General features: G+C 72.2%; 11 protein-coding genes. 6 read left to right on the forward strand and 5 right to left on the reverse strand.

Annotated elements, in window-relative coordinates; all coding sequences use genetic code 11:
• Positions 1-22 precede the first annotated feature (22 nt).
• From ACFYRX_RS39295 to ACFYRX_RS39310, 4 genes are all read left to right on the forward strand, one after another.
• The gene (locus ACFYRX_RS39295) at positions 23-2,536 is read left to right on the forward strand and encodes a tetratricopeptide repeat protein (protein WP_389110958.1); all 2,514 of its coding nucleotides are present in this window, start codon (positions 23-25) and stop codon (positions 2,534-2,536) included.
• Positions 2,537-2,539: 3 nt separating this feature from the next.
• Entirely contained in the window at positions 2,540-3,862 is a 1,323-nt protein-coding gene (locus ACFYRX_RS39300; protein ID WP_389110960.1) for a PP2C family serine/threonine-protein phosphatase, read from the forward strand.
• A 99-nt stretch (positions 3,863-3,961) separates the two neighbouring features.
• A complete protein-coding gene (locus tag ACFYRX_RS39305) occupies positions 3,962-5,308 on the forward strand; it encodes a VWA domain-containing protein (RefSeq protein WP_389110962.1) in 1,347 nt (448 codons plus the stop codon).
• 60 nt (positions 5,309-5,368) lie between these two features.
• A complete protein-coding gene (locus ACFYRX_RS39310; RefSeq protein WP_389110964.1) occupies positions 5,369-7,324 on the forward strand; it encodes an FHA domain-containing protein in 1,956 nt (651 codons plus the stop codon).
• Positions 7,325-7,339: 15 nt separating this feature from the next.
• Here the strand turns inward: ACFYRX_RS39310 and ACFYRX_RS39315 are convergent, their stop codons facing one another.
• A complete protein-coding gene (locus tag ACFYRX_RS39315) occupies positions 7,340-8,350 on the reverse strand; it encodes a methyltransferase domain-containing protein (RefSeq protein WP_389110967.1) in 1,011 nt (336 codons plus the stop codon).
• A 67-nt stretch (positions 8,351-8,417) separates the two neighbouring features.
• On the opposite strand from ACFYRX_RS39315, the gene ACFYRX_RS39320 reads away from it, so the two are divergent.
• Positions 8,418-8,831, forward strand: a complete 414-nt coding sequence (locus tag ACFYRX_RS39320; RefSeq protein ID WP_389110970.1) for a globin — start codon at positions 8,418-8,420, stop codon at positions 8,829-8,831.
• Positions 8,832-8,996: 165 nt separating this feature from the next.
• On the opposite strand, the gene ACFYRX_RS39325 is transcribed toward ACFYRX_RS39320, so the two are convergent.
• From ACFYRX_RS39325 to ettA, 3 genes are read right to left on the reverse strand one after another with little or no spacing between them, the layout of a single operon-like run.
• Positions 8,997-9,665 (reverse strand): hypothetical protein, encoded by a 669-nt coding sequence (locus tag ACFYRX_RS39325; RefSeq protein WP_389110973.1) that lies wholly within the window; start codon positions 9,663-9,665, stop codon positions 8,997-8,999.
• Positions 9,662-10,075 (reverse strand): acyl-CoA thioesterase, encoded by a 414-nt coding sequence (locus tag ACFYRX_RS39330; RefSeq protein ID WP_389110975.1) that lies wholly within the window; start codon positions 10,073-10,075, stop codon positions 9,662-9,664. Before ACFYRX_RS39330 ends, ACFYRX_RS39325 begins: the two co-directional genes overlap by 4 nt.
• 6 nt (positions 10,076-10,081) lie before the next feature.
• Positions 10,082-11,746, reverse strand: a complete 1,665-nt coding sequence (gene ettA / locus ACFYRX_RS39335) for an energy-dependent translational throttle protein EttA (protein ID WP_389110978.1) — start codon at positions 11,744-11,746, stop codon at positions 10,082-10,084.
• A 178-nt stretch (positions 11,747-11,924) separates the two neighbouring features.
• Between ettA and ACFYRX_RS39340 the strand changes: the two genes are divergently transcribed.
• Positions 11,925-12,767 (forward strand): hypothetical protein, encoded by an 843-nt coding sequence (locus ACFYRX_RS39340; protein ID WP_389110980.1) that lies wholly within the window; start codon positions 11,925-11,927, stop codon positions 12,765-12,767.
• Here ACFYRX_RS39340 and ACFYRX_RS39345 read toward each other — a convergent pair.
• Entirely contained in the window at positions 12,764-13,141 is a 378-nt protein-coding gene (locus ACFYRX_RS39345) for a hypothetical protein (protein WP_389110983.1), read from the reverse strand. The genes ACFYRX_RS39340 and ACFYRX_RS39345 overlap by 4 nt on opposite strands.
• Positions 13,142-13,165 lie beyond the last annotated feature (24 nt).

Below are 13,165 nucleotides of genomic sequence, written 5' to 3' on the forward strand. Positions count from 1 at the left end.
ACCAAGGGGGTGCAGTGACGTCATGAGTCAGGCGGAGCAGTCCTGTCAGCGGCCCGGCTGCGAGGGCTCGTACGAGGACATGGGCGGTGGGGAGCTGTACTGCGACACCTGCGGACTCGCGCCGGTCGTCTCGGGCGGGGGTTCCGGGGGAGGCCGGTCCGGCTCGGTGCCCAGCGGCAAGGGCTCGCAGGGCAGCGGCAGTTCACGTGCCACCGGCCGCGGTTCCACGCGTACGACCTCGCACTCGTCGAAGTCACGGCGCTCGGTGTCGGGGCGGCTGTCGCGCGCGGTCTCCGGCAAGTCGACGGGCCGTTCGGTGTCGGTGCGCAGCTCCGGCTCGTCCGCCGGTTCGACCGGCCGCGGCAGGCTCGGCGCCGGGCTCGTCGAGGTGCCCGGGGTGCCGCGGCCCGACCCGCGCGGAATGGTCCTGGAGAACCCGGAGGTGCCCGAGCGCAAGCGGTTCTGCTCGCGCTCCGACTGCGGGGCGCCGGTCGGGCGCTCGCGCGGGGACCACAAGGGGCGCACGGAGGGCTTCTGCACGAAGTGCGGCCACCCGTACTCCTTCGTGCCGAAGCTGAAGTCCGGCGACATCGTGCACGGCCAGTACGAGGTCGCGGGCTGTCTGGCGCACGGCGGTCTGGGCTGGGTCTACCTCGCCGTGGACCGCGCGGTGTCCGACCGCTGGGTGGTCCTCAAGGGCCTGCTGGACACCGGCGACCAGGACGCGATGGCCGCGGCGATCTCCGAGCGGCGCTTCCTCGCGGAGATCGAGCACTCCAACATCGTGCGGATCTACAACTTCGTGGAACACCTCGACCAGCGCACCGGCTCGCTCGACGGCTACATCGTCATGGAGTACGTCGGCGGCAAGTCGCTGAAGGAGATCGCCAACGACCGCCGCACGACCGGCGGCAAGCGGGACCCGCTACCGGTGGAGCAGGCCTGCGCCTACGGCATCGAGGCCCTGGAGGCGCTCGGCCACCTGCACAGCCGCAACCTCCTGTACTGCGACTTCAAGGTCGACAACGCCATCCAGACCGAGGACCAGCTCAAGCTCATCGACATGGGCGCGGTGCGCAGGATGGACGACGAGGAGTCGGCCATCTACGGCACGGTGGGCTACCAGTCCCCCGAGGTCGCCGAGGTGGGCCCCTCGGTCGCCTCCGACCTCTACACGGTCGCCCGCACCCTGGCCGTGCTGACCTTCGACTTCCAGGGCTACACCAACGTCTTCGCCGACTCGCTCCCCGACCCCGACAACATCGAGGTCTTCCGCCGGTACGAGTCGTTCTACCGCCTGCTGGTGCGGGCGACGGACCCGGACCCGGCCCGCCGCTTCGCGTCCGCCCAGGAGATGGCGGAACAGCTGACGGGCGTCCTGCGCGAGGTCGTCTCCCTGCAGACAGGACGGGCCAGGCCGTCCCTGTCGACCCTCTTCGGCCCCGAAGTCCGGGTCACCGACACGGAGTTGTTCCCGAAGCTGGACGGGGAGGTCTCGCGGCTGGGGGGCCGGGTGACTCCGGCGCGCGGCAAGGCCACCACCGGCCCCGAGATCGTCACCGGCATCAAGGCCCTCACCGCCGCCGGGAGCCTCGTCAAGCAGGCCGACGCGCCGCTCGCCGCGCTGGCGCTGCCCGTCCCGCACGTCGACCCCGCCGACCCCAACGCCGGTTTCCTCGCCGGGCTCATGACCACCGCGCCCGCCGAGCTGCTCGGCGCCCTCGCGGCCGCGCCGGCGGCGTCCGCGGAGACCCGGCTGCGGCAGGTGCGGGCCTGGCTGGAGAACGGCGACACGCACACCGCGGACGAGGCGCTGCGGCACCTGGAGGACGAACGGCCCGACGACTGGCGGGTGGTCTGGTACCGGGGCGTCGCGGCCCTGGTCACCGGCGACCACGAGGCCGCCGCGCTCGCCTTCGACGCGATCTACGACGCCTTCCCCGGCGAACCCGCCCCCAAGCTCGCTCTCGGCCTGTGCGCGGAGGTGCTCGGCCAGCTCGACAACGCCGCCGAGTACTACGGCCTGGTCTGGTCGACCGACCCCAGCTATGTGAGCGCCGCGTTCGGCCTCGCGCGCGTGCAACTCGCGACCGGGGACCGCCGTAGCGCGGTGAACACGCTGGAGTCTGTGCCGGAGTCCTCCATCCACTACACCGCCGCCCGCGTGGCGGCCGTCCGCGCACGGCTGCGTGGGCGCACCACCACCGCGGGGGACGTACCCTTCCTGGACGACCTGACCGCTGCCGCCGGGCAGGTCGAGGCGCTGGACGCGTACGGCCTTGATCCGGCGCGTCGCGAGCAGTTGTCCGCGGAGGTGCTGGGCGCGGCCCTGGACTGGATACTCTCCGGTGGCCAGGATGCCGTCGCCCCCGCCGCCGGGGAACGGGCGTTGCTCGGCAGCGGACTGGACGAGCGAGGACTGCGCTTCGGCCTGGAGCGTTCGTACCGGACGCTGGCCCGGCTCGCGCAGGGCGGCGAGGAGAGGATCGACCTGGTGGAACGAGCCAACCGTTACCGCCCCCGGACGTGGGTGTAGTTGATGTCGCAGATGCCCCAGCAGACCGCCCTGTCCCGGTGCCCGAGCTGCGAGGAACCCGTCGAGTCGGGCGACCGTTTCTGCGGTGCGTGCGGATACGACCTGTCCGCCGTACCGGCGCGGCCCGCGGACAGTCCGACCATCGCCATGAACGGCGCGCCGCCGGGCGGTCCCTGGCCGGGGGTCCCGCACCCGCCGGCGGAGTTCCACCTGCCCGCCGACCTGCGGAGCACCGAGTCCGGCGGGCACGAACCGCCCCCGCCCCGGTCGGGTCCGGTCGTCGGATCGCCGGTCTCCCCCGTCTCCGGTGTGCGCTTCGACCGGCAGCCGGAGCCCGACGAGTACCTCCTGCAGGCACCCGATCCGCGGATGGCCTCCGAAGCGGCCGCCCCGGCCGAGGGCGCCGCGTCGCCGACGAGCTGTGTGGCCTGCCGGGCGGGCCGGGTCGACGACGACGGTTACTGCGAGAACTGCGGGCACGCCCAGCCGCGCGAGCGCGACCACATGGAGCAGGAGGCCGGCCCGATCGCCGCCGTCAGCGACCGCGGTCTGCGCCACCACCGCAACGAGGACGCCTTCGCCCTCGGCACCAGCGTGCTGCCCGACGGCTCGCCGGCCACCTTCGCGGTCGTCTGCGACGGCGTGTCCTCCGCGACCCGCCCCGACGACGCCTCCCTGGCCGCGTCCCGGGCCGCGTCCGAGACGCTGGTGGCCGCCCTGCCGCAGGGCACGCACCCCCAGCAAGCCATGCACGAGGCGATCGTCGCCGCCTCCCGCGCGGTCAACTCCCTGGCGAACGAGCCCGCCACGGCCCGCGAGCACCAGCCGCACCAGAACGCGCCCGCGTGCACGATCGTCGGTTCCGTCGTCACCCCGAGTCTGCTGGTCGTGGGCTGGGTCGGCGACAGCCGGGTCTACTGGGTGCCCACGGACCGCAGTTCACCCCCGGCCCGGCTCACCGAGGACGACTCGTGGGCCGCGCAGATGGTCGCCGCGGGCCTGATGAACGAGGCGGAGGCGTACGCCGACGAGCGCGCCCACGCGATCACCGGCTGGCTCGGTGCGGACGCCTACGAACTCGACCCGCACACCGCTTCCTTCAAGCCGGACCGGCCCGGTGTGGTGGTGGTGTGCAGCGACGGCCTGTGGAACTACGCGGAGGCGGCCGAGGAGATGGCGCAGGCCGTGCCGCCCGACGCCGCCACGCGTCCCCTGCACAGCGCCCGGGTCCTGGTCGGTCACGCCCTGGACCGCGGGGGCCACGACAACGTAACAGTGGCGGTCGCTCCGTTCCCGACCCCTCCGCAGGGGGCAGGATCGGCCTGAGGCCGTAAACACGGGGGGCCTCGGCGGACCGGAGGGGACCGGTCCGCGATCAGTCATCGCCTCACTGCGGTGGGGTTCTCGAGGGGGATTTGAGCACGCATGGCCAATTTCTCGAAGTCGAACGTGCCGCAGTTCTCGATGGACGTCTACCAGAACGAGTACCTGCCGGAGGGCGGCCGCGAGGTCAACGCGATCGTCACGGTGACCGCGACCGGCGGCGGCACCATCGGGGCCGCGGTAGGCGCACCCCACCTCTGGTCGGCGGGACAGGCCCCGTCCGCGGCGGTGGCGCTGATGGTCGACTGCTCGGGCTCCATGGACTACCCGTCGACCAAGATGCGCAACGCCCGCGACGCCACGGCCGCCGCGATCGACACCCTGCGCGACGGCGTGCACTTCGCGGTGATCGGGGGCACGCACGTGGCCAAGGAGGTGTATCCGGGCGGCGGTCGGCTGGCGGTCGCCGACGCCACCACGCGCGACCAGGCCAAACAGGCCCTGCGCAAGCTCAGCGCGGGCGGCGGTACGGCCATCGGTACCTGGCTGCGCCTCGCGGACCGCCTGCTGTCCTCGGCGGACGTCGCGATACGCCACGGCATCCTGCTCACCGACGGCCGCAACGAACACGAGTCGCCCGAGGACCTCAAGGCCTCCCTCGACACCTGCGCCGGACGCTTCACCTGCGACGCACGCGGCGTGGGCACCGACTGGGAAGTGAAAGAAGTCACAGGGATCGCCTCCGCCCTGCTCGGCACCGCCGACATCGTCGCCGACCCCGCCGGTCTCGCCGCCGACTTCACGCAGATGATGGAGACGGCCATGGGCAAGGAGGTCGCCGACGTCGCCCTGCGCGTGTGGACCCCGGTCGGCACCGTCATCAAGTTCGTCAAGCAGGTCGCGCCCACCGTCGAGGAACTCACCGACCGCCGCACCGAGGCCGGTCCGCGCGCCGGGGACTACCCCACCGGCTCCTGGGGAGACGAGTCCCGTGACTACCACGTCTGCGTCGAGGTCCCGGCCGCCCACCTGGGCCAGGAGATGCTCGCGGCCCGGGTCTCCCTGATCGTCCCGCAGCCCGACGGCACCGCCCAGAACCTGGGCGCGCAGGGTCTCGTACGGGCCGTCTGGACCGACGACATGGTCGCCTCGACGTCGATCAACCCCCAGGTCGCCCACTACACGGGCCAGGCCGAACTGGCACAAGCCATCCAACAGGGCCTGGATCTCCGCAAAGCGGGCGATATGGATGGAGCGACGGCCAAACTGGGCCGGGCCGTCCAGCTCGCGAACGACTCGGGGAACGCCGATACTGCGAAACTGCTTTCGAAGGTGGTCGACGTGGTCGACGCCACGACAGGTACTGTGCGACTGAAGGCGAAGGTCGAGGAGGCCGACGAGATGACTCTCGAGACACGGTCGACAAAGACAGTTCGTGTAAAGAAGTAGACGGTTTTCCCACAGTTACCGACGTAGAAGTTCCCTGATCCGAGAGGGGGAAGCGCCGACATGCCGACCTGCCCGAACGGACACCAGTCGGGTTCCGACGACTGGTGCGAGGTCTGCGGTCACCGCATGGCCGGTGCCGTGCCTCCGCCCCCTCCGCCGCCGCCCGGTCAGGGTGGGGGCGGCTACGGCTTCCCGCCGCCCGGCGGTCCCGGTGGCCCCGGCGGCCAGCCCGGTGGACGTCCGCATCTGTCCGCCGTGCCCGACGCCGAGCCGGAGCTCTGCCCGCAGTGCCGCACGCCCCGCGAGGGCGGCGCGCCCTTCTGCGAGGAGTGCCGGTGGAACTTCCTGACGAACACGGCGACCTCGTACACCCCGGCCGCCCCGCGCCCGCCGGCCGGCTCCGGGGGCCCGCCCTCGCACTTCCAGCAGCAGCCGCCCGGGCCCGGTCCGTCCTTCGGCGGCGGCGGTGACTCGTACGAGTACCAGGGCTCACGCCCGTCCCAGGTGAACCGGCCCGCAGAACCGATCCCCTTCGGCTCGGAGCCCTCGGGCCGCCCGGGCCCGGGGGGCCCTGGCGGCGGCCCCGGTTCCGGTTTCGGCGGTCCTGGCGGTCCTGGGGGCGGCCCCGGCGGTCCTGGGGGTCCGCAGGGCTTCCCCGGTGACCCGTCGCGGCCGGGTGGCCCTGGTGCCCCCGACGCTTCCCGTCCTTCCGGTTACCCCGGCGGCCCCGGTGCGCCCGGCGGCCCCGGACCTTCCGGTTATCCCGGCGACCCGTCACGGCCCGGCGGCCCCGGCCCCTCCGGTCCTGGTGGTCCTGGCGGCCCGCAAGGCTTCCCGGGAGACCCCGGGCGTCCCGGTGCACCCGGCGCCTCCGGTTACCCCGGCGGCCCTGGTGCTCCCGGCGGCCCCGGACCTTCCGGTTATCCCGGGGACCCGTCACGGCCGGGTGGCCCCGGCGGCCCCGGTCCTGGTGGCCCCGGCGGCTACGGGTACCCGCAGCCCGGTCCCGGTGGTCCTGGTGGCCCCGGTGGTCCTGGTGGCGGCCCCGGCGGTTACGGCTACCCCCAGCCCGGCACCACGCAGGCTCCGCCCGGACCCGCCGGCCCAGGTGGCCCCGGCGGTCCGCAGGGCTTCGGTGGCCCTCCGACACAGCCCGGCCCCGGTGGGCCCGGTGGCCCACAGGGCTTCCCCGGCAACCCCACGCAGCCCGGCCCTGGTGGGCAGGGCGGTCCCGGCGGTCCTCAGGGCTTCCCCGGCGACCCGTCCCGCCCCGGACCCGGTGGTCCCTCCGGGCCCGGCGGTCCGCCGAACTTCGGCGCCGACCCCTCCCGTCCGGTCCCGCCGCCCCCCGGCGGCCCCGGTGCCACGAGCGGCGCCCCACAGGGCTTCCAGGCCCAGGGCACGTCCGCCCCGCCGGCCTTCCCGCAGGAGACCGGCCGGCCACAGCAGGGCGGCTCGCCCTTCGGCGGCGGCGCCGACGACTGGGTCATCTCCCCGCCGTCCTCCACCGCCCCCGGTGGACCTGGTGGGCCCGGTGGTTACGGTTACCCCCAGCCCGGGGCCACCCAGGCCCCGCCCGCGCCCCCCGGCCCGTCCTTCCCCCAGCAGTCGACGACCTGGACGGCGACGATCGGCCCGGACCGCGAGTACTTCATGGCGATGATGCAGCGCTCCGGCCCCGAGGCCGCGGGCCTGAACCTGCCCGCGTACTCCCCGGAGCAGCAGCGCACGCTCACCGGCAACCAGGTCACCATCGGCCGCCGTCGGCACTCCACCGGTGACACCCCCGACGTCGACCTGTCGGTGCCGCCGGAGGACCCGGGCGTCTCGCACCAGCACGCGGTGCTGGTGCAGCAGCCGGACGGTTCCTGGGCGGTCGTCGACCAGAACTCGACGAACGGCACGACGGTGAACGGCGGCGAGGAGCCGATCACCCCCTTCGTGCCGGTGCCGCTCCAGGACGGCGACCGGGTGCACGTGGGTGCCTGGACGACGATCACGATCCGCCGGGGCTAGCAGAGGACGGTGACGTCACCGGAGGGGCCACGCATACGGCCCCTCTGGTTCGTCCAGCCACGCCCACTCGCGTTCTCCGGCGACCGTGATGCCGTACCGCTCCCGAGGCGGCTGCCCCTCCCGCTCCCACAGCGCGTACGCCTCCCGTGGTGCGAGGCTGCCGTGGCTGAGGGCCAGCAGGAAGCGGAACAGTTCGCTCTCCCGGGCCCTGCGTGGCACCCCGTCCAGCTCTACGGCGCCCCCTGCGTAGCGGCCTGCGCCGCGCAACGGCACGAAGTAGGCGGGCGTGTGCAGAAAGCGCCCCTCGGCGTACGCGCTGGCCCCGGTCGCCCCCGCCGCCCCGGATTTCTCCACCGTCAGGGTGATCAGGCCGGTGGCCAGCGGGGTCAGGATCCGCGCGCCGGGTCGGCACTGCGCGAGCCAGGCGGTCGGGACGGACGGCAGGGCGCAGGTGACGATGATCCGGTCGAAGGGGGCGCGTTCGGGCACCCCGCGTGCGCCGTCGCCGGTGACGACCACGGGGTGGTACCCGGCGGCGGCCAGGTGCCCGCGTGCCGCCTCGGTGATCTCCGGCTCCAGGTCGACGGTGGTGACGAGCGCGTCGTCACCGAGCCGGTGCGCGAGCAGCGCCGCGTTGTAGCCGGTGCCGGCGCCGATCTCCAGGACCCGGTCACCGTCCCGCACCCGGAGTTCGGCCAGCATCATCGCCATCAGTGAGGGCTGGCTGCTGGAGGAGACGAGTTCGCCGTCGCGCAGCCGGGTGGCCAGCGGGGCGTCGGCGTACGCCCCGCGCAGCCAGCGCTCCCGCGCACGCGGGTCGGGGCTCTCGCCCCACCGCCGCTCGTGGCCCCCTGGGACTCCGACGTAGTAGTACGGCACGAACAGGTGCCGCGGAACCGCCTCGAAGGCCTCCCGCCACGCCGGGTCGGCCGCCCAGGCCCCGCTCGCGTCGATCTCCCGCACGAGCGCGGCCCGCGCCGAGGCGGCGAGTCCGGCGAGGTCTCCGTCGAGAGCGTGCGTGCCCATGTGTCCACTGTGCACCCTGGCGGGAGAGGTCCTAAGCCTTGAGTCCTCGTCCACCCCGTCTGAGACCATGGGTGATGTGAAAGAGATCCGGCGCGGCACGCTGCAGACGCAGACCTTCTACGAGCAGGTCGGCGGGGAGGAGACCTTCCGCCGCCTCGTCCACCGTTTCTACGAGGGAGTCGCGGAGGACCCCATACTCCGGCCCATGTACCCGGAGGAGGATCTCGGCCCGGCCGAGGAGCGGCTCGTGCTGTTCCTGATCCAGTACTGGGGCGGTCCGACGACGTACAGCGACAACCGCGGCCACCCCCGGCTCCGGATGCGTCACGCCCCCTTCGCCGTGGACCGCGCGGCGCACGACGCCTGGCTGAAGCACATGCGGGACGCCGTCGACGGACTCGGTCTGTCCGAGGAGCACGAGACGCAGCTGTGGAACTACCTGACGTACGCGGCCGCTTCGATGGTGAACACCGCCGACTGAACCCGCGCGAGCGGACCTGCGGGGTCCCGTGCCGAGTACGACGGCGCAGCTCTCCGTCACCCCGCAGGACCGCCGGACATGCGCGGACAGCACCTGAGAACCGGAGCCGGACCGCTGAGGCGTACGGCCCGACGACCACACCGGCCGGTACCCGGGACCGGCCGATCAGCGCACGCTGACGCCGAGAGCCCCAAGTCCCCCTTGCCGTACGGCGATCGAGCCATACGGCGTACGCAGCCGCAGCCACGCCCCGGACGCGAACAGCGCCCACTCCCCGCCGGGCCGCAGAAACCCCAGCGACTGGGCCGCGTGCACGGCCCGCACCGGAAGCCGGGTGTCCCCCACGGTCCGGGACCAGATCTCCCGCCCGATCCGGTCGAGTTCGGCCCGCGTACGCTCCTCGGGCCCCAACTCCTCGGTACGGGACCGGAATTCGGCGACCCCGGCCCGGACGAGCGCCCGCAGCGCGTCCGCGGTCGGCAACCCGGCCACCGCCCGCCAGTCACCGCGCGGCGGCAGCACCCCGGCCCACGGCGGCCCGGTCACCGCGTCGGGCACGACAGCCGTACCCGCCGCCTCGTCGACGGACTCCAGGAGCTCACCGGCGGACACGGTCACGTCGAGGGTGACGTCCAGGCCGTTCTCGTACGGCTTCGCCAGCCGCACCGCCCGGATCGCCAGCACCTCGAAGGACGGCGGCCGCCCGAAGACGGCGAGCGCGGTCCCGGCGCCCTGGAGGCGTACCGCGGCCGAGCGGTCGTAGTGGAGCAGCCGGGAGAGGAAGGCCGCGAGGTCGGCCGCCTCCCCCTCGTCGGCGAGGTGGAGCGCCGTCATGCGGCGACGGCCTCGTCCTTGGTGTCGTCCCGGTACCCCTCCAGGAACTCGCGTTCCTCGGCGGTGATCCGGCGCGGCCGCTGCGCCTCGAAGTCGAACGGCACGACCACCGTCGAGGCCTGTACGTAGACCAGGTCGTCGTCCTTCACCTCGTAGGTGATGGTGAAGGACGCCGCCCTGATCTGCGAGACCCACAGCTCGATGTCGACCGGGTGGTGCCGGTGGACGAGCTGCCGCTTGTAGTCGATCTCGTGGCGCGCCACCACGGACCCCTGCTGGAAGTCCTTGTCCGGCCGGAAGAGGAAGTCGATGCGGGCTTCCTCCAGGTAGCGGATGAAGACGGCGTTGTTGACATGGCCGTAGGCGTCCATGTCGGACCAGCGCAGTGGGCAGCGGTAGAGGTGACGCAAGGTCGATCAGCCCCGGGTCAGCTTCTTGTAGGTGGCACGGTGCGGACGCGCGGCGTCGGCGCCGAGCCGCTCGACCTTGTTCTTCTCGTAGGACTCGAAGTTGCCCTCGAACCAGTACCACTTGGAGTCACCCTCGTACGCGAGGATGTGGGTCGCGACCCGGTCCAGGAACCAGCGGTCGTGGGAGATGACCACAGCCGCGCCGGGGAACTCCAGCAGGGCGTTCTCGAGCGAGGACAGGGTCTCGACGTCGAGGTCGTTGGTGGGCTCGTCGAGGAGCAGCAGGTTGCCGCCCTCCTTGAGCGTGAGCGCCAGGTTCAGGCGGTTGCGCTCACCACCGGACAGGACGCCGGCCGGCTTCTGCTGGTCCGGGCCCTTGAAGCCGAAGGCGGAGACGTAGGCGCGGGACGGCATCTCGACCTGGCCCACGTTGATGTAGTCCAGCTCGTCCGACACCACGGCCCACAGGGTCTTCTTGGGGTCGATGTTGGCGCGGCTCTGGTCGACGTAGCTGATCTTGACCGTGTCGCCGATCTTGACCGAGCCCGAGTCCGCGGGCTCGAGGCCCTGGATCATCTTGAACAGCGTGGTCTTGCCCGCGCCGTTCGGGCCGATGATGCCGACGATGCCGTTGCGCGGCAGCGTGAACGAGAGGTCGTCGACCAGGACCTTGTCGCCGAACGCCTTCGAGAGGTTGTTGACCTCGACGACGATGGAGCCCAGACGCGGGCCCGGCGGGATCTGGATCTCCTCGAAGTCCAGCTTCCGCATCTTGTCGGCCTCGGCCGCCATTTCCTCGTAACGGGCCAGGCGGGCCTTGGACTTGGTCTGGCGGCCCTTGGCGTTGGAGCGGACCCACTCCAGCTCTTCCTTGAGGCGCTTGGCGCGCTTCTCGTCCTTGCGGCCCTCGACCTTGAGGCGGGTGGCCTTCTTCTCCAGGTACGTGGAGTAGTTGCCCTCGTAGGGGATCGCGCGACCGCGGTCGAGTTCGAGGATCCACTCGGCGACGTTGTTCAGGAAGTACCGGTCGTGAGTGACGGCGACGACGGCGCCCGCGTACTTCGAGAGGTGCTGCTCCAGCCAGTTCACCGACTCGGCGTCGAGGTGGTTGGTGGGCTCGTCGAGGAGGAGCAGGTCCGGGGCCTCGATGAGCAGCTTGCAGAGCGCGACGCGGCGCTTCTCGCCACCGGAGAGGTTGGTGACGGGCCAGTCGCCGGGCGGGCAGCCCAGCGCCTCCATGGCCTGCTCCAGCTGCGCGTCCAGGTCCCAGGCGTTTGCGTGGTCCAGGTCCTCCTGGAGCTTGCCCATCTCGTCAAGGAGCGCGTCCGAGTAGTCCGTCGCCATGAGCTCGGCGACCTCGTTGAAGCGCTTGAGCTTGCCCATGATCTCGGCGGCGCCGTCCTGGACGTTCTCCAGGACCGTCTTGGACTCGTCGAGCTTGGGCTCCTGCATGAGGATGCCGACGCTGAACCCGGGCGACAGGAACGCGTCACCGTTCGACGGCTGCTCGAGCCCCGCCATGATCTTCAGAACGGTGGACTTACCGGCACCGTTCGGCCCGACCACACCGATCTTCGCGCCGGGCAGGAAGCTCAGCGTCACGTCGTCAAGGATGACCTTGTCGCCGTGCGCCTTACGCGTCTTGCGCATGGTGTAGATGTACTCAGCCAAGAGAAACCGTCCGGCAACTTGAGATCTGGCAGTGGGCAGATACACCCCATCTTGCCTGAGGTCCAGCGTTGGGTGGTAACCCGTTTGGCCGGGGAGCTGTGACCTGGGGTTTCAGCGTCAGGTCCTGACCTGGACGAACATCTCCCAGCCGGACTCCTGTCAGGGATAGCCTGACAAGATGCCCGACGCCCCGGAAACGCCCCACAGCTCTTCCACCCCACCCACCCCCGAGCTGCACCGTCTGTCCCCCCGCGACGAGTCACGGGTCGCCCTCGCGCTCACGCTGCGGCAGCTCGCCGACGCCGTGCTGGACGCCGTGCCGGTGGAGCCGCATCCCGCGCCCGGGGACCTGCTGCGTACCGCTCTGAAGCTGCAGCGTCGGACGGAGGACGTGGTGCGGGAGGCCGTGGTCGCCGAGCGGGAGCGGGGGACCACCTGGGCCGAGATCGGGGAGGTCGCCGGCGTGACCCGGCAGTCCGCCCACGAGAAGTGGTACGGCGATGTGCACGCCTGGGCGGCCATCGGGCGCAGCGCGCTGCCACCGCATCTGAAGACGCTCGACGTGGCGACCGAGGCCGACACCCGGTACGCCGGGCTGCGTCCCGACCGGCCGCACGCGGTCACGTCAGGTCTGGACGCGGTCCGCTTCCCGGGGTCCCACGCGTACGAGGCCAGCCTGCGCGTGCGCGGTTCCGCCCTGCACACCCGGCGCACGGAACTGGACGCGCGGGTCACGAAGCTCAACGAGACATACAGCGCGCTGCACGCCCAGGGCCCCGTCAACTCGCCTCTCGGCGGCGACCCCAGCGTGGTCGACGCCCACCGCGGACACGCGGACGCGGTACGGGCCAACCGGCTCGCCATCGCTGACGTGCACGACGAGATCGCCACCGTCTACGACCAACTCGTCACCGCAGAGCCCCCGTTGGCCGAGGAACACCGCACCCAGTCCGACTGGCACCGCAACGCCTGCGCGCAGGCCCGCAGTTACGCAGGCCTCCTGAACGGCACCCGGGACTAGTCGTCGGCCCCACGCACGGCCAGCAGCACGGCGCCGGCCGCGACCACCGCCACCGCCCCTATCGCTCCCGCCGCCCCCGCGGACCGCATCAGCCCGTGCGACGAACGCCACGACAGCACCGACCACTTCGACTGGGCCGAGAACAGCGACCCCGTACTCAGCCAGGAGCCCGCCGAGACCAGGGACAGGGCCGATCCGATGGACCCCACGGACAGGGCGCTGCCGATCGAGCCGACCGAGAGGGCCGAGCCCACGGATCCGATGGACAGCACCGAACCCACCGAGCCGATCGACAGCACCGAGTCGTGCGACCACAGGGACAGCAGGGACGCCGAGGAGGCGTGACGCGCCGGTCGTGCGGTTGGCTTGGTCATGCCGCCATTCTGCCCGTCACCGAC

Source organism: Streptomyces sp. NPDC005374, from assembly GCF_042872225.1.
Lineage (GTDB): Bacteria > Actinomycetota > Actinomycetes > Streptomycetales > Streptomycetaceae > Streptomyces.

What these genes read in the sequence shown, in the direction of transcription:
- ACFYRX_RS39295 (WP_389110958.1), top strand. Translation starts at nt 23, where the DNA reads ATGAGTCAGGCGGAGCAGTCCTGTCAGCGGCCCGGCTGCGAGGGCTCG.
- ACFYRX_RS39300 (WP_389110960.1), top strand. Translation starts at nt 2,540, where the DNA reads ATGTCGCAGATGCCCCAGCAGACCGCCCTGTCCCGGTGCCCGAGCTGC.
- ACFYRX_RS39305 (WP_389110962.1), top strand. Translation starts at nt 3,962, where the DNA reads ATGGCCAATTTCTCGAAGTCGAACGTGCCGCAGTTCTCGATGGACGTC.
- ACFYRX_RS39310 (WP_389110964.1), top strand. Translation starts at nt 5,369, where the DNA reads ATGCCGACCTGCCCGAACGGACACCAGTCGGGTTCCGACGACTGGTGC.
- ACFYRX_RS39315 (WP_389110967.1), bottom strand. Translation starts at nt 8,350, where the DNA reads ATGGGCACGCACGCTCTCGACGGAGACCTCGCCGGACTCGCCGCCTCG.
- ACFYRX_RS39320 (WP_389110970.1), top strand. Translation starts at nt 8,418, where the DNA reads ATGGGTGATGTGAAAGAGATCCGGCGCGGCACGCTGCAGACGCAGACC.
- ACFYRX_RS39325 (WP_389110973.1), bottom strand. Translation starts at nt 9,665, where the DNA reads ATGACGGCGCTCCACCTCGCCGACGAGGGGGAGGCGGCCGACCTCGCG.
- ACFYRX_RS39340 (WP_389110980.1), top strand. Translation starts at nt 11,925, where the DNA reads ATGCCCGACGCCCCGGAAACGCCCCACAGCTCTTCCACCCCACCCACC.
- ACFYRX_RS39345 (WP_389110983.1), bottom strand. Translation starts at nt 13,141, where the DNA reads ATGACCAAGCCAACCGCACGACCGGCGCGTCACGCCTCCTCGGCGTCC.